At 34.0% G+C, this 16,335-nt stretch carries 17 protein-coding genes and 6 pseudogenes; 11 read left to right on the forward strand and 12 right to left on the reverse strand.

Annotated features, from left to right (window positions below; translation table 11 throughout):
- The first annotated feature begins 267 nt into the window (after positions 1–267).
- On the forward strand, positions 268–489 hold the full coding sequence (locus tag B5P40_RS29000; protein WP_078177248.1) for a hypothetical protein: 222 nt from the start codon (positions 268–270) through the stop codon (positions 487–489).
- A 205-nt stretch (positions 490–694) separates the two neighbouring features.
- On the opposite strand, the gene B5P40_RS29005 is transcribed toward B5P40_RS29000, so the two are convergent.
- Entirely contained in the window at positions 695–1,393 is a 699-nt protein-coding gene (locus tag B5P40_RS29005; RefSeq protein WP_113710337.1) for a CPBP family intramembrane glutamic endopeptidase, read from the reverse strand.
- 61 nt (positions 1,394–1,454) lie between these two features.
- Positions 1,455–1,526: pseudogene (locus B5P40_RS29010) on the reverse strand (tyrosine-type recombinase/integrase); the annotation flags it as partial.
- A 392-nt stretch (positions 1,527–1,918) separates the two neighbouring features.
- Between B5P40_RS29010 and B5P40_RS29015 the strand changes: the two are divergent.
- Complete coding sequence (locus B5P40_RS29015; RefSeq protein WP_098689277.1) at positions 1,919–2,140, forward strand: hypothetical protein; 222 nt, start codon at positions 1,919–1,921, stop codon at positions 2,138–2,140.
- Positions 2,141–2,228: 88 nt separating this feature from the next.
- On the opposite strand, the gene B5P40_RS29020 is transcribed toward B5P40_RS29015, so the two are convergent.
- Positions 2,229–2,450: a hypothetical protein gene (locus B5P40_RS29020; protein WP_098689278.1), complete on the reverse strand. Its 222-nt coding sequence runs from the start codon at positions 2,448–2,450 to the stop codon at positions 2,229–2,231.
- Positions 2,451–2,580: 130 nt separating this feature from the next.
- On the opposite strand from B5P40_RS29020, the pseudogene B5P40_RS29025 reads away from it, so the two are divergent.
- Positions 2,581–2,655, forward strand: a pseudogene (locus tag B5P40_RS29025) (IS6 family transposase); the annotation flags it as partial.
- Positions 2,656–2,906: 251 nt separating this feature from the next.
- Here the strand turns inward: B5P40_RS29025 and B5P40_RS29030 are convergent.
- Positions 2,907–3,152 carry a cytoplasmic protein gene (locus B5P40_RS29030; protein WP_113710339.1) on the reverse strand — a complete coding sequence of 82 codons (246 nt, stop codon included), beginning with the start codon at positions 3,150–3,152 and terminating at the stop codon, positions 2,907–2,909.
- Between the two features lie 407 nt (positions 3,153–3,559).
- A pseudogene (locus B5P40_RS29035) lies at positions 3,560–4,045 on the reverse strand (transposase); the annotation flags it as partial.
- Between B5P40_RS29035 and B5P40_RS29040 the strand changes: the two are divergent.
- Positions 4,038–4,529, forward strand: a pseudogene (locus B5P40_RS29040) (transposase); the annotation flags it as partial. The pseudogenes B5P40_RS29035 and B5P40_RS29040 sit on opposite strands and share 8 nt — an antisense overlap.
- 156 nt (positions 4,530–4,685) lie before the next feature.
- Positions 4,686–5,194: pseudogene (locus tag B5P40_RS29045) on the forward strand (hypothetical protein); the annotation flags it as partial.
- Positions 5,195–5,679: 485 nt separating this feature from the next.
- Here the strand turns inward: B5P40_RS29045 and B5P40_RS29050 are convergent.
- Positions 5,680–5,901 carry a helix-turn-helix domain-containing protein gene (locus B5P40_RS29050; RefSeq protein WP_070179064.1) on the reverse strand — a complete coding sequence of 74 codons (222 nt, stop codon included), beginning with the start codon at positions 5,899–5,901 and terminating at the stop codon, positions 5,680–5,682.
- 299 nt (positions 5,902–6,200) lie between these two features.
- Here B5P40_RS29050 and B5P40_RS29055 point away from each other — a divergent pair, with 299 nt between their 5' ends.
- From B5P40_RS29055 to B5P40_RS29075, 5 genes are all read left to right on the forward strand, one after another.
- Positions 6,201–7,496, forward strand: a complete 1,296-nt coding sequence (locus B5P40_RS29055; protein ID WP_113710340.1) for an FtsK/SpoIIIE domain-containing protein — start codon at positions 6,201–6,203, stop codon at positions 7,494–7,496.
- Positions 7,468–8,013 carry a replication-relaxation family protein gene (locus tag B5P40_RS29060; protein WP_309252114.1) on the forward strand — a complete coding sequence of 182 codons (546 nt, stop codon included), beginning with the start codon at positions 7,468–7,470 and terminating at the stop codon, positions 8,011–8,013. The genes B5P40_RS29055 and B5P40_RS29060 overlap by 29 nt, the downstream gene beginning before the upstream one ends.
- Positions 8,014–8,032: 19 nt before the next feature.
- On the forward strand, positions 8,033–8,521 hold the full coding sequence (locus B5P40_RS29065; protein ID WP_070179062.1) for a hypothetical protein: 489 nt from the start codon (positions 8,033–8,035) through the stop codon (positions 8,519–8,521).
- Positions 8,522–8,709: 188 nt separating this feature from the next.
- Positions 8,710–9,321, forward strand: coding sequence for an S-layer homology domain-containing protein (locus tag B5P40_RS29070; protein WP_223260397.1), 612 nt, complete (start codon positions 8,710–8,712; stop codon positions 9,319–9,321).
- Between the two features lie 96 nt (positions 9,322–9,417).
- Positions 9,418–10,008, forward strand: a complete 591-nt coding sequence (locus tag B5P40_RS29075; RefSeq protein WP_113710342.1) for a DUF3967 domain-containing protein — start codon at positions 9,418–9,420, stop codon at positions 10,006–10,008.
- A gap of 88 nt (positions 10,009–10,096) precedes the next feature.
- On the opposite strand, the gene B5P40_RS33865 is transcribed toward B5P40_RS29075, so the two are convergent.
- Positions 10,097–10,933: a zinc ribbon domain-containing protein gene (locus B5P40_RS33865; protein ID WP_070179059.1), complete on the reverse strand. Its 837-nt coding sequence runs from the start codon at positions 10,931–10,933 to the stop codon at positions 10,097–10,099.
- 530 nt (positions 10,934–11,463) lie between these two features.
- Between B5P40_RS33865 and B5P40_RS29085 the strand changes: the two genes are divergently transcribed.
- Positions 11,464–11,757: a hypothetical protein gene (locus tag B5P40_RS29085; protein ID WP_070179058.1), complete on the forward strand. Its 294-nt coding sequence runs from the start codon at positions 11,464–11,466 to the stop codon at positions 11,755–11,757.
- Between the two features lie 152 nt (positions 11,758–11,909).
- On the opposite strand, the pseudogene B5P40_RS29090 reads toward B5P40_RS29085, so the two are convergent.
- From B5P40_RS29090 to B5P40_RS29110, 5 genes and pseudogenes are all read right to left on the reverse strand, one after another.
- Positions 11,910–12,145: pseudogene (locus B5P40_RS29090) on the reverse strand (hypothetical protein).
- A gap of 74 nt (positions 12,146–12,219) precedes the next feature.
- On the reverse strand, positions 12,220–12,621 hold the full coding sequence (locus B5P40_RS29095) for a hypothetical protein (protein ID WP_000030442.1): 402 nt from the start codon (positions 12,619–12,621) through the stop codon (positions 12,220–12,222).
- Positions 12,622–12,635: 14 nt separating this feature from the next.
- A complete protein-coding gene (locus B5P40_RS29100) occupies positions 12,636–13,466 on the reverse strand; it encodes a ParA family protein (protein WP_070179057.1) in 831 nt (276 codons plus the stop codon).
- 1,814 nt (positions 13,467–15,280) lie between these two features.
- Positions 15,281–15,556, reverse strand: coding sequence for a barstar family protein (locus tag B5P40_RS29105; RefSeq protein ID WP_088005049.1), 276 nt, complete (start codon positions 15,554–15,556; stop codon positions 15,281–15,283).
- 14 nt (positions 15,557–15,570) lie between these two features.
- On the reverse strand, positions 15,571–16,335 hold a 765-nt coding region (locus tag B5P40_RS29110; protein WP_309252113.1), incomplete at its 5' end, for a ribonuclease domain-containing protein.

Raw genomic sequence — 16,335 nt, forward strand, 5'->3', positions numbered from 1 at the left:
CTTAAGTTTTTGCACCAGAACCGTTTTTCGGCTAATCCAGTAACAAATGAAGACCTTAAAACCCATGCCAGGATAGGAATGTATAAAATGATGTATAGAATAATACAAAAAGAAAACGCACAAACCCAATTGTATCAAAGGTTTGTGCGTTTTCCTTGCTACCGATAATGAGACGTTATGTTAACCTCACACGAATACAATTTACATCCAATATTCATAACACCCCTCCTCTTCCAAATGATACCATTAAGGAAGAGGAGGGGTGTTATGAGGAAAAAGAATTTTGGAAACTTGTTTGTATGTTTAGTGATTATTTTGGGATTATCGGCTTGTCAAAACTACAACGGTGAATATGTACAATGGGGCGACACTGCGGAAAACGTTGACATAGATAAGCTGGAAAGAAACGATATACCATATAAAATCAAGGACAATAAAGTCTATATTCCTGAAGATGCGTTTGATAAAGCAACATATTGTTGTACATAAGAAATGCTGTGAGTTTCTTCTTTTTGAGGAGGAGTTTGCTCTAATATTAAAAATTAGCTTCCTATAACGAGAATTATGTAAATACGAAACCCCTTCAGCAAGTAAACTGAAGGGGTTTTTTCTAGATACATTGAATACCGATTAGTGGGGGTATGTCAACTACTGATATATATTTAAAATCCAGTAACCTTATATTTAGTATAATCTATAAAAATGTAGAAAGATTGTAAGTAATATGAGCTATCATGCAAGGGAAAATGGAATTTGTTTTTTTGTAGAGTAATGAATACATGATCCCTACTACTGTTGCATAAATAATAAATGCGATATCATAGTTATGAGCAATTCCAAATAGTAAACTAGATAGGATTAATCCCACTAGAAATGAATATTTTGTTTCAAAAAATTTAATTATAATCCCACGATATATAATTTCTTCTTGAATTGGTCCTATTAATGCAATTGATAAGATAGCCATTATATTAATAGTGAGTGATTGCTCATCTAAATTTCCTATTCCTAAATGTTCAGCTTGGATTTCAGCAGAATTAGAATATAAGTTTGTTATTTTATCGGTAAAGGTATCGATTATACATGTTAATAAAATATATAGATATGTTTGATATGAACATAAAGGTTTGATATTGAATACAGATATAATTATTTTTTGAAAAGGTTTATATTTTAATATAAACAGAATCAATATAAATAAATAAAAAATATAAAATATAAAATTTTGTAAAATGATAAGACTATCATTGTTAAATTTTTGTTGAATAAAATTTAATGAACTGGCCATTTTTAATGGAACACCTATAATCATTAGTGCTATAAAGTTGACTAACAATGTTCCTAAAATAAATTCTTTCCAGGATATTTTAATTTGCTGTAATTTTGTCTCCATGTATGTTCTCCTGCTATTAATTTTTTCATTTATAATATTTTGTTTAATAAAGTTAATAGTATTAGATGGAAAAGGTATCAAGTATATTATCTTTCTTTTCTTTATTAATAGCAATGTATTTCAAAGTAATTTGTGATTTCATATCTTTAATCTATTCTTTACTACGGATGTGTTGAACATCAATGTGATGTGTTTTTTTGCTCATGGGTTTCTAGACCTTTTTATGTATAGTGTTTTGAATGTATACTTTTCTTTCTGTTTTGAGGATATTGAGGGAGAGCGGGGAAATGTCAACATTGAAGGGAATTTGAAAGTAAACTAATGAAATAAAATCTACTTAATTGCCTTAAAAATAAGTAGGATTGCTTATTGGGTGTTTTTGCCCATCCCCTCAAAAAGAGGGAATAGCAAGCAAATTATTTAAAAAATGTGCATGTCAAAACATATACATTTTAATTGACACATTTCCCATAAGCATAAGTTGTATTTTTTAATTAATTAAGCTAATTCCCCCTTTTCGGGGATTTGGGCAAAAACACCTGTGTACCAGTTGATGTTGTCGCAGTAAAGCAAGAAGATAAGTCAATTGAAGGTACCATTATTCTCGAAAGCATGGAAACTGAAGCAAGTAGTGATTTGCATAAAGAGGAACTGCTTTTTATTGGCGTGAGTAAATTAGATGGATATGATGGTGAAGGGAAACCATCTAATAGCAATGTGATACCATCATGGCAACCGTGGTTTTAATAATTAAAAAGATTATCCTTAAAGTAGCGAATCCGCTCCTTTTTTATTTTGAATAGAAAAAAGGAGACCGCAAAGGATCCCTTTTATATCACGCTGTCTTATAATTTTTATTTTTAATCCTATTTTTAGTATCCATAAATGCGGCGAATGTCGCTATAGCACCACCTAAATCATAGACTTGGAATTTGTGGTCAAAAGCAAGTCCTACAATGAAATTGTAGCTGTATATAAAACATGTAATACCAAATAACCATAACATGAACTTCAAATCTTTTAAGTTCAATCTATAATTCTTAATTTTTTTCCACATATGTATCAACTCCTAACTGTAGTGAGGTTGGTATATCAAATCTTGGTTCTGGTGCAAAAACTTTAATATACGTGTAAGTAATCTCTAAAACTTGGACAAATCCTATTACTCTAAAAAAGGTGTGATTGGTATGGCAAGGGAACATGTATTCAAGTGGAAACATTATCAGCCTGATGTTATCTTATTAACGGTAAGATGGTACATACTGTGGATTTGAAATAAAGTCGTACCGTTTATAAAAAAGATGTACTGTTTAAAATAAAGTTGTATCGTTTTTAAAAAAGTTGCACTGTATTGCCCTTTTGGGTTAGATTGGAAATGGTGACAGACAATTAAGGGGTACCGCCAGCATTTTGGAAAAAACCCACGCTAAGCAAAAAATAAAATAAGCCATCCATTTGGACAGCTCATTTACATAATTCTCGTTATCTGAAGTTGATTCTGTTATTCATTTAATTAAAACCATCTTTTGTGCATTTCGCTTAAAAATAGTTCTGTGATTTTCAATCCAGAACTTTCTCCTATAATAGAGTCAATCCCGCAATAAGGACAAACTGCTGTGTTATCATTATCCCACCACTCTGTAATTTCTTCTGGATTGAAAATTTTTAAACAATAAAAACAACCACATATAATATCCTTTTCTAAGCGTTTTCTATTACGAGAACAAAAACGATGTGCTTCCTCAAAATATTTTTCCATTAGTATCCCTCTTTTTGTGATTCTCTTCTATGTTTTATTTAGATTCTCCTTTGTATATCTTATACATATTAGGTTTACATAACATCTTATTATCGGTAGCAATGAAAAAGGCGGACCCTTACTTTCATAGGGAATCCGCCTTTTTTTGTTCTATGGATCTATGCATTTTTTTATACATTCCTATCTTGGCGCGGTTTTAGGGTTCTCGTTTGTTACTGGATTAGATGAAAAACTATATAAAATCTTGCATACTCTTAACGTGGTTTTTTTCCAAAATGCTGGCGGTACCCCATGCCCATCAAGCTAACCAAGTAACTTACTAGATATGAAGCGATCCTTGTTTCAAAACTAGCAAGTAATAAAAAAGTAGGCATGCTAAAGAAGCCTATTAAAACGCGATTTTTTCGCTAGGCAGCTTGTCTATGCTTCAATGTCGTTTTATACACAATCCCTAGAATATCAAAGACGGTCATCTTCTTATGCCTATGACATTTACGACCGTTCTTTTTGAGTAGTTGATAAAGGCGATGCAGAATTTTTAAAAGCTCTTCTGTACCAAAAGCTATCGCTTGAAACAGTAACGGAAAGTAATCTTTAATCATATAAATTGCTTTGTATTCACTCAGCTCCGGCTTTTTCTTTTCAAGCAGAAACTGACGCATTTGAAACATTGTAGAAGAACAAAGGAGAATGCTGATGAGTTGCCCATATAAATGGCACTCTAGGCGTTCTCTTTTTATACTTTTGCATTCATCGATTTCAAAGAATGACTTCCACGTTTTAAACAAAATTCCAATCTGCCACCGAAGTGAATATAATGAATGCACGTAGTTTGTCTCTACTTCTTCTAGCGACGTATTCGTGATATATACATTCATGCCCATTAAACGTTTAACAGAAATCAATGTTTATATTACCAACATACCATGGGAAGTTGTTCCGACGGAACATATTCATGATATCTACTCTCTACGCTGGCAAATAGAGATTGTATTTAAAACATGGAAATCTCTTTTTGGTATCAATCGTTGTCACAAGGTTAAGCGGGAACGTCTAGAATGTCATCTTTATGGCCAATTAATCGCTATTTTTCTTTGTTCTTCAACTATGTTCAAAATGAGACAGCTGTTACTACAGAAAAAGCAAAAAGAATTAAGTGAATATAAAGCAATTTATATGATTCAAGATCATCTGTACTTAGTATATGAAGCTATACAACAAGACACCCAAGAAGTATCAAAAATTTTTCTTCGTTTGTTTGACCTCTTACAGAAAAACGGACGGAAATCCCATCGATATGAGAAAAAGACAGTCTTTGATATTTTAGGCGTTGTTTATCAGTACACTGTATCCAATCTAAATAAGAGAACTGCATAACCTTTAAAAATACACCTTATTAAGGTTTATTTGGAGTGCGTATTTTTAAAAACAAATAAACAAAATATCAAGCATGTAGGCAACAAGAACGGAAGTTCATGGAATACCCAACCTTAGCTTGATGGGCATGTTTCCATACCCCTAATTGAGGGGCAAAAATCATCTCCGAATTGGGGAGCTGTAGCGCTAGATATTTACAATAAAAACGGTAAAAAAAACAAATGGACATTCGGAAATTTACAAAAGATCCTTCAGAATATGAAGAGGAAAAGCCAGATAAAGATACGTCTAGCAAACTGGCATACACCATTTTTACCGACCAAAGAAAAAGATGAATTATTGGCAAAAGATAAGCAATCGTATGAGAAAGATTTTATTGAAAGGGATAAAAAAGATTGGAAAGAAAAGATCACAAATTACGGAAAAGCAATCAAGTTAGAAGAAGAAAATGCGAAACAAGTAGATCAAAAAGTGAAAGAACTACAAGAAGAACTGAAGTATCAAACGGAAGCTGAAAAAATGGAAACACAATCTAAAATTTCAGCTTTAGAATCGAAAATAAAAGAGTCTGGGAGAACATAAAACTGTTTAAAACGAAGCAAAAAAATGCACAAGATAAGATTAAAAAATTGGAGGAAAAGGAAGAAGAAATTCATAAAAACTGAAAAAAATCTTAGGGACATGATGGAGACATTGAGGAAAAACAAGGGGACATGATAGGGACATTTAGAAAAAATGACGGGACGTGATGGTGACATGAATAAGAAATAAGGGGACATTAACGGGACATTCAACGAGTTTGCTTGCCCCCATCGTTTTGCTAGGCTCCGCCTAGCTTCACACCCTCGGTGGGAACAAAAACCCCTTATGCTCTTCTCACTATTTTTCGTTCTCTAACCAGATTTGCAAAAATGAGCTGAAATTGTGCATCTGAAAATAAGAGATATAGATCCAGTTGCAATCAAAAAGTTTGATGAAACGGCGGTAGGATCATTTTATATTGACATAAGGGACAATTTATCAGGTATGTATATATCAGCTATTCCAGTCGGTAATTAAATGAAGTAGAGTAAGTAGTTATTTTAAATTTGAACTTGCCATCCTTTTGGGTGGTTTTTTTTGCATAAATATAGCCTCGTTTGTTACGAAGTTACATCCAAAAATCATTTTCATTTATGTTTTTACCTAATTTCTTCAAGCCCCTTATTATTTGAGACATGGTTGAAAATTTAGGTGTGTATTCTTTATCATTACATACTTTAGAAATAGTACCTCTACTCAACTTAGCTGCTTTCTCTAATTCCCCTTGTGTTATCCCTTGCTTATCTAACCATCTACCGAATTTACTCCGTTTTTTACCTAATCCGAACACCTTTACCACCTCATGAATAGCTTGCCCTTTCCGTCATTTTTTTAAACACGAGAAAAAAACTGACATAAAGACCAAACAGTACACAATACCTTTTACCATACCAAACTGATTACGATATACCGTTCCAAATGGATAGCTTTTTAAAACTTCGTTTCACTTATTCGAAATAGAATTCGCTCACAGAATAAAACTCCAGATATCGAAAGATTACTATTTTCAACGATTCATAATTGATTTTATCTCTTCTAATCTTCAGGGACTATTCTTGCAGAATACACAAAAAGAGGTGGTGTTCGACTTTGATATTTGAGTTAGTAAGTTCAGCTGCTGTTGGCGGTGTAATTCTTTTCGCGAAAATGCATCAAAAAGGAGCAACAAATGATGCTTCTAAAATACAACGCATTTGCGCTAATTGCGGTTTGAAAGTAAAAGAAGGAAAAGATACAAGAACCATACAGCTTCTTCGTAAAACGAGAAATGAATGGGGAATGGAATATGCATATAGGATTCCTCTCGGCCTTAGCTTCTCCGACTTCGAACAAAAGATGCAGCATTTAGAGGACGGATTAAATCACAAGAGCAAAGTTTACGATTTCAAGCTACAAGACTTAAAATCTCTTCGTATGCGAAAAGACATCTTAAAACAAATACAAAACATCATAAACAAGAAAAAACTCGTTAGAAAGGAAATAGAGCTGTCTTACGATGGTTTGTTGAAAATACGAGTTTATGAGGAAGGTATTCCTGATTTTGTGAAATTTGAAGAAGACATGATGAAGCAATGTAGAGGTTGGGAGGTCCCTATTGGTTATACGAGGGATGGATTGGTAAAACACGACTTTGATCAACTATCACACATGATATCAGCCGGCATGACGGACATGGGTAAATCAAATGTATTAAAACTTATAATCACATCCCTGGTACGCAACCAATCAGAAAATACAAAGCTATTCCTTATCGATTTGAAGGGTGGTCTATCTTTTAACCGATATAGATTCTTAAACCAGGTCGAATCAATTGCGAAGAATCCAGAGGAAGCCCTTGAGACTCTAAGGGAATTGCAAGATAAACTGAATGCTAGAAACGAATACTTACTAGAAAAAGGATACGAAGATATAAAAGAAGCTGGTGATCCAATGCGTTACTTTGTAATCGTGGATGAAGCAGCCGACATGGCGCCATATCAGGAGTGCAAAGACATTATTGTTGATATAGGTCGTCGCGGCAGGGCAGCGGGATTTCGCTTGATATATGCGACACAGTATCCAACCAATGAAGCCTTACCATCGCAACTACGACAAAACATTGGTGCTCGTGTTTGCTTTAGATTACAGACAGAAGCAGGGAGTCGCGCTGTGCTAGACGAGGGCGGCGCAGAGGGTCTTCCCAACATAAAAGGAAGGGCAATATACCAAACGAACGAGAAAAAGGTCCTACAGACTGTTTATATCGATAATAAGCAGATTGATAACATTATAAAGCCACACATCAATATCAGAGCGAGAAAGGAGCATGAAGATGCAAAAACTAGCCATGAAGGAAGCGAGAACGGAAAGTATACTCTTGAGCTTGAAGAAACTCGGCTTTCTTAGTAGAAAGCAAATCCAGGTACTTCACGATCTTGGCGGTGACAGGAATGCTTCTCGTGTCATGAAAACTCTTGAAGAATATGTATCTAGTTTTAGAGATGGAGAGAAGATTTATTATCTCAACAAGGAAGGCCGCGAACGTATCGGGAGTAAGAAGATACTCAAGCGTTCGAATCAATTTCGCCACTACATTATGAGGAACGACATTTACATTGCTTATGAATGCCCGAAAACGTGGAAGCAGGAAGTAAAGATGAATGTGAAAGGTATCGTTTCTATAATCGCAGACGCACTATTTACGGATAATAGCCGTTATCACATTGTAGAGGTTGATCATGAGCAGAAGATGAGCGCGAATCGGATCAAGATGCAGAAGTATCGTAAATTGATGGAATGCAAAGTATTTGAAAAGACACCTAAATTTATTTGGTACACCACGACGGAATACCGCAGAAAACAACTCCAGAAGATTTGCGAAGGATTGGATTGTAACATATTTACGGTTACTGATTTCCATTAAAAACAGGGAGATGATCCATATGGCAACTGAGACGATGAGCATCAAAGATTTTATGGATGGTAACTATGGAGCAAAGAAAAGGTGGAGCTTGTTCAAAAAGAAAGCAAAAAAATACGCACCTGTGGCGGTGCGAGTAGGAATAATAGTAGGTAGTGCTATTGTATTCAGTCAAATTATAGATATTCCTCACGCTTTTGCCGATGGAAATAATCCAGATGTGAACGAAGTATTTAAAGATACACAATCAAGCGATGGGGCCATTAAAAACTATATAGATGGCCAGTTATACAATCGTATTGTAAATGCATTTGAACCGGTTATCTTCTTAATTAAAGCAGTGTCATATCCGATAGCATCCGTTGTAGCGTTATGCGGTGGTTTGTTCATAATGGTAGGTAGCCAGGAACGGGGATTCTCTCTTATTTCAAGGGCAGGGATTGGTTATATAGTGGTTCAAATGATTCCGTTGTTTATGCGATTACTTGTTGAAATTGCTAAAGCTATATAGTTATATTAATGAATTATTGTAAAAATTTCTAAATTCCTTCTTTTTCTAATTTAAAAATAGTTATATAATGATTTTTGGAATAGTATTATTGACGTTTAAAATTAAGGGGAGAGAATAGTAATGAAAAAATAATAATTTCTGGTGTATGTGCAGCAGTATTCGGTACAACTTTTTTTGCGAATAACTCTATGGCTGAGACATCAGGTAATACCACAAATCAGGGAATACAAGCAGCGAGCGCTCAAACTAGTAAATTTATAGATGTACCTGAATGGCATTGGGCATATAATGAAATTAACTACATGGTTGACCACAATATAATGTCGGGATACAACAATGGTTATTTTGGAGCTGTAGAAAAAATAACACGTGAAGAATTGGCGGCATTCTTATATAGAACGGTGAAAATTCCCGATTATGATATGTCACAGCCGCTTCCTTTCAATGATATAAATGATTCAATGTTTAAAAAGGAAATTGCAGCAGGATATAAAAGTGGAATTTTCTTTTATGCGTTTGATGGTCGTTTTAACCCAAAAGGAATCGTAACTCGAGCAGAACTTGCTCAAACTTTTAAAAATGCTTTTGGGTTAAACAAGAAGTTTGATCATCAATTTAATGATATGCAAGGACACTGGGCAAATGAAGCCGTAGAAATTTTATATAGTAATGGTATTACTAGTGGTGTAGGTAATAATAACTTTAATCCAGACGGTACAGTAACGCGTGAACAATTAGCGGCATTTCTATATAGAGCTATTCCAATATCTATCAAAGACCTACGAGATAACGCTAAGTAAAAATGATTAAAAGACTGACTCTTATGAGTCGGTTTTTTATTTGCAGGAATTTCTTAACCATCATTGAATACTCTCACTAGGAGGTGTTGTGACGCTATGACGGACGAGATTGTTTATTCTGCTAGTGAAGTATACAAACGACTAGGAATAAGTGATAGCACCCTTAGAAAGTACATGGAAGTATTGCAGCGTGAGGGATTTGCTGTAAAGAAAGATAATCGTGGCAGACGCCAATACACAGACAGTGACATTATGGTTATCGAGAAGTTAATTGAACTTAGTAAGCATGACGGCATGACGCTAGAGAAGGCAGCGAAGATGATTGCGCAGCAAATAGAAAAAGTTAATCCGGATCTGATTAAAGAAGAACCTGAGGACACGAGTTTAATCCCATTCCACATTCAACAGCAACTCCAACAACAATACAGCGTTATGACGCAAGAAATGAATCAGAGTATAGTATCAATGGAAAAGCGATTAAGTGAACAGGCGAAGCAAAGTAACGAGGAAATCAAAGCGAGCGTTGAAGCGCATAATGAGCGAGTGGAAAAACGATTGGAAGCGCGAGATGAGACGCTTATGAAAACGCTACGTGAGATGCAGGAAGCGAAGAGATTAATGCAAGAATTTCGGGATGAGGTTGCGGCTGCGAAAGAGAAGAAAAAGCCGTGGTGGAAGTTTTGGTAAGAATAAAAAAGAGGTTCCCTTATGGGAGTAGGGGGTTCCTCCTTGTTATTGATAATAGGACGTTAGAACCTTAAATGGATTCCTTATTTTAAGGTTCGTTCTGTCCCTCTCCTTGTTCATAATATTCTTTGAATTTCTTACATTCCTCTTCTCCATATACCTCATAACAATTTTCATCAATAATTACTTTTTGAGATTTATCAGTTTTGCTTACATTGTCACTTCTATCATTTTCTTTCAGAATAAAATTTTCAATATATTTATCATCAATTAACTTTTTTACATCACTTTGCTTTTGTACATAGCCTTCAAAAAGAACTCTTGCTATAGTTACAGTAGTTTGTCCTCTTTGTAACTCTGCCGCATCAGTATAGCGAATTCCATTGCTTACTTTTTCTATGCCACTTTCTAAAGTCTTTTGACTATCTATAACTGCAACAGGTAATGTTTCAGGTGGAACTAATTTTTTAATATTATCGTTAATATCATTTAGTTCTTTAACTGTATGTTTTAAAGCTTCATCAGTCCCATCTTGATTTGCTGTACGTTTTAGCAAATCATCGGCCTTATTAATTTCTTCAAAAATAGAGTTCAAATATTTCGCTTCTTTTCTATCTGTCGTATTAAATCCGAAATTATACACTAGAATACTGCAAACAATGAAAAATATTATAATTAGAAACAAACGTTTTCTAGTAATTTTCTTTCTATCTCCATTTGTTCCATCAATTCCCCATAAGTTAATGAACCAAGATACTAATCTAGTTATAAATCCGACTAAAGAAAAAGCTTTGAGATCATTATTTGAATTTGAATTACTCATAGCATTTTCTCTAACTGTTCTATGATTAAAATCTTCTCCGCAATATCCACAAAATTTATTGCTACTATCATTTTCCTTCCCACATTGAGTGCAATATTTCATAAAATCCCCCCCTTAGATTAATATCTAAAACATACATATCGTACCATTATATTATAATTAATTTAATTTTTATTTCCCTTGTTTTTGGTCTGTTCGGCTTGGCGAAAGCTAAAAACCAGCCGAAAAAAGTTACGCAATGACAGAAAAAAGAAAAGACGATAACCTTTAGGTGAGAATTAACAAATCGATTTCCTGTATCGAGAATTATGTAAATGAGCTAGTGGTGGCAGGTATGGTAAGGGTTTGTAACAAATTACGCAAAAGTAGAAAAGTATATATTTCTACTTTTCTACTTTGATGAAAGATACATATATCTTTAGTTACATAATGAGGCACTGACGGCAAAACACGGATTTTATTCGCTAAGAAATTTATAAAAATTTCAGATGAATCTTAGCATCTTAAATAATCTTAAAAACCTCCATTTTTGAGAGTTTAATAGTAAGAATAGTCTTACTATTAAACTCTTATTTATGTTAATATTATACAAAACGATACCAAAAAAAGGGAGAAGGAGGGGGGAATTATATATGGTTATTATTCAAGCAATAATAAAAATTATATTTAAGATTGTTGGTCTTTTATTAATAATTTTGGGACAAGGTTTAATATTACTTGCAACAATTTCGGGATTTTTAGTGAATATTATTACTGGATTTTTATTTCTTTTGGCAATTATATTTACTTTTTCAGAGGCAAGTTTAGTACAAAAAGTGTTTGTTTGGGGTATGGCTATAATTGTTGGGGCAATTGCAACTAATATTTATACAATACCTGAACGATTGGTAAATACAGGAACATATTTAATGGATTATGAATTTTAACTATCCATTTCAAAATTTAGGGATACCTAAATAGAATATTTGCGAGAAACTATATATTTATTTTAGGTGTTACTCACTTTCTGTATTTTGCGGTCAGTACCCGATAATGAAAAAAAGAAGTACCCCTAATTAGAAACAGGGATACTTCTTTTTTATATTTCAGTCAGTAATTTAAATTTCATTTTCTGTTCTGCAGTTAATTCATTTTCTACATAATGATTTATAAGTAGATCAATTATTTCGTGTTGGTGATTTTCATTAGTGCTTCAAGTTCTTCTTTGGATTGGCTAGGAATTTTAATACTTCCTTGTTGGTTTGTAAATTTCTTTTTCTCAGGCGCCTGTATTTTCTTTTCTGAGTTAGTATTTAAATCTGAGTTGTCAGTAATAGGCGTAACTGTTACTACAAATGAATTATTCTTATTTTCCACAGATACCACTCCTATTTAAAACTTTTTGCTTGTTATTTCTTTTCCAACATTTCATAAAGGTGCTTGTACATCCCTTTATAACCTTCAGATTGTCTTGTTGTTAGCTTAGTATTTACATAGCTTTCAAGAAGCATATCGATAATACTGTTAATTGATGCCTTATCCATGCTTTCTTGTTCTTTTATAAATGGTTTAAGGGTATTTAATTTTAGTAAAACAGCAGGTGAAATTTTAGCAGTTTTAGATGGAACTAAACGTTGATCTGGCTTCTCAGGAGCAGTTACTTTAGCTTTATTGATAATAGGCTTAATAACTTGCTTTTTAACAGGCTCACTATTACGGCCAAAATCGTTAGTTCCTTTTATCTGTACACCTTTGTCATTTAAAGTGTTTCCAGGTTTTGTGACTATAGGTTGAAATGGTGCTTTAGACATGACGAACCTCCTCTTTAAGCATTAATAGTAGCAAAATAGTTTTCATGTTCATTAAGTTCGCTAAGAACATCGATGAATAGCTGATGAGCTTTTTCATCCCACATATCAATATTACCGCTAACGTTAACATTTTTATGAATTCCTTCAATATCATACACTTTTAAGCGTTCTTGATATCTCACGATTGTATCTAGAACGTTTCCGCCATACATTTCCTGAGCTTGTTGTAATACTTTATTATCCACTCGTTTTCCTTGATGTAACATCATTGGAATAATCCCTAAAACTTGTAGGTCTGCATCATATGTCTCTGCTAAGAACTGCATATAAGCGATATATGTTTGAGCACCTTCTAAAGATAATTCTTGTGTTTGTAGAACGATGATACAATAATCGGCTGCTATCATAGCGTTATCTGAGTAATCACTGATTGTTGGTGGTACATCAATGTAAATACGATCATATTTATCTTTTAATGGTTCTAGTAATTTCTTTAAATATGTAATTTGAGCAAGTTCATCCTCTGGGAACATATCAAAGAGGATTTTTGATAGCTTTCTAAATGAAGTATTAGATGGAACGATATCCAAATTCTCGATAACTGGGATAATCTCATTCTCTAAATTTTGATTTAAAAATGCATCTGTAATAGACTTGTCTATTTGTTCAATGTCACCTGTTTTAGCAAGAACTCTTGTTGCATTACCCTGAGGATCCATGTCCACTAAAAGACATTTTTCATTAAATACTGTAGCTGCTTCATAAGCCAACATTGTAGCTGTTTTTGTTTTCCCAACGCCACCTTTAAAGTTACCGATTACATATGTAGTTGCTTGTTTAGTCATTTTCGACATTCCTCCATGAAACTCCGAATAAGTATACCTTTGAGTAAAATGTAACATCTACATACAATATTCGCAACAGTATACCCGAGAAAAGTTTATGTTTTTTCAACGGATTTATCGAAAGAGTAGAAAAGTATACTTAATCGTAAGATTTTTTAGTATACTTTTCTACTTTACTACTTATACGTAGTTTGTAGAACGGGTGATTTCGGAGGTATAAAAGTATACATTTCTACTCATGCGTAGTTTAGAGAGGATTTCTCTATACACCGTTTATAAAGGGTTAATTGCAATTTTCAAGAAGGAATGAATTATAAATATGGGGTTAAAAGTATACATTTCTATTTATGCGTAAGTTAGAAACAGTATACCGAATTTTAAAGTATGGTAGAAAAGTATACTTTTCTACTTTTTCGTAGGTATACATTTCCACTCATGCGTAGTTTTAAGTTGCTATTTCGCTGTTTACAAACAAAAAAGCTTGTTGTAACGTAATAAACAACAAGCATCATTCTACAAAACAAAACATAATTTGATATTTTAAAATAAATGAAGATCGATATAACAATTGAATATGAACACAAAACAAAAAGCCACTCCCATATGCTAACGGCTACCAACCTTTAGCGGGAATGACTCTTCTAGCTAGTGTACCACCACTTGGCTAGAAATGAACTGTATTAACCCACAGTGTTTACGTTTAAGTAGTGAACCAACACTATCCTTAAACAACTATGCCTTTTCACGAGGCTTCTTTGATATACCCATTTTATCTATTGTTTGGATAAATATCAACTAGTAAATACTAGTTTTGATTATTTTGTAGTCCAAAAGATATATACCGGGCATCTCTAAACCTAGAAGTCTTGTGAATGCACAGGCTGTTTAGGAATTGGAGATGCCTTTTTGTTTTTTGTTCGCGTGGAATTGCCTGATACCACGTAAATAAAAACTGATAAGCCGTAATTCCGTGCTGCCATACATTTAGCGGGAACGTGTTACGGCGTGGCCAGCTGTTGGTCGTGCAGGGGGTACAGAGTATACGCCTACAAAAACAGCACCCCTCGTTGGAATCCTGTTCTTCTGATGAGGGTGGGCGAGAACTTGCCCAGGGACGATTCTCTAAAAGGTTCGGGTGGTTATCGTTAGCATTAAGGTGCTAGGGAGTACATTCAGTTTGTCGTGTAGGGACGATATTACAAGGACAAGCCATAGAAAAAGGATGTATGCGGTGAAGATCGCTGAGTGAACAGGGTCTATACATACGGATACCTTATAAGTGACCGCATGGCGAAAACAAAGACGCTTATCCATCTATTTTGACTGATTACTTTTTTGTAGTCGTTCAAAGTAGGGGATAAATCTGCCTTCCAGCCGTATTCCATAATCGTTCCCACATGATAAAAACCCTCAAGACCTTCAGTCAAGACTAATTGCGAAGAAAAGATGGGAAATATGAGATTGTATAAAGCCTGAGGGAATTACCAACTAAGATAGAGGAATAAATAAGGAAATTATAACTTACTTGGTTAGAGGATAAGAGGATGGATGGTAGAATAGGCCTTATTGTTGGATTTAGTTTAATCAATCAGATATAGTACGTGAAATTATTAGTATGAAAACTACACAAGGATTAAGAATTCTTGGTATAATTTAATAATGCACAAATGCAAAATCACATATAGCCCACCTAGGGGTACGGAAACGATTCTGGGTATGAGGGGCCACTCTGGGAAAGTATTCAAATTGATACAATAAAAAACGTAGAAAATAATTATTTCTACGTTTTTTATGTTTACCTAAGTTCTTTTTAGTTATTTTACAACAATATAGTACTCATCTGGCCTTCTTTTTTGTGCATCCTGAAAAGTTTCTAAAATTAAATCAGCATATGAACCTAGCATTTCTTTACTTTCTCGAAAAAATTCCCATTCTATTTTTACAGGAGTGTCAATCCATCCAGTAAGACAATCCCATAAAGCATCAGCATTCTCCCCATAATAATCAGGTAAGTCTAATTGATCTTTTAATATTTTATGCAGCATCTCTTTGCTAGTAAATTTACGTCCATCTAATTGTATCGTTTCCATAATGAATGTCCTCTCTATTTTATCTCGGTAAGGGTTTTATAATGATCTGAAGTTTTATACACTAATCCATCACTGGAATAGAGAATTCTATCATTACCTCGATATCCTGAAATATAATTAACATCCGCTTCATACCAAGTTCTACCAGGAGCGGCCGGTAACAAGCCTTCTTTATTTGCAAAAATATCGCCACCCATACTTTTACCAGGAGCTACTTTATGCAGATTTCCTTTCTTCTTCACCCAACCTAGTGATTCAGCTTGATCTTTCGTAATATAATTATCCGGTAATTTTTTATGTTCCTTTACATACTTAGCAACCTCATCAAAACCTGTAGGATATTTTGTGAAGTTGGTTGTTTTTGCAGCCTTCTCAAGATTTTTTGCTTTCTTTTCAATGTCTTCGACGGTACCAACTACCTTACCGATAGTTTTTATTGTTTTTACGGTTCCACCAGAAAATACTGTTGCGATACCCATGACATAATCTGATGATTTGTATTTTTCTGTTTCACCCATTTCATGCCCTTGTACCAATTGGATGATTTCTTTTGGCACATTAATAATTGGCCAAGCATCCAATGTGACATTCATGAATTTAGTCGTATCTCGATTAGCTTGTTCAACCTCTTCCAATTTTCCTGGTGTAACTCCAAATTCACGGAAAGCATTACCCAAATCCACATTACCAATATTCCTTGCCGCAGCAGGAATATCAATCTTATGACTTGCTATTTTATTAGCGGAGTCCATAAATGTATTTGCAAGATCTATTCCCAT

Origin of the sequence: Bacillus sp. SRB_8, assembly GCF_003264205.1 — a bacterium.
In the GTDB taxonomy this organism is placed as follows: domain Bacteria; phylum Bacillota; class Bacilli; order Bacillales; family Bacillaceae_G; genus Bacillus_A; species Bacillus_A mycoides.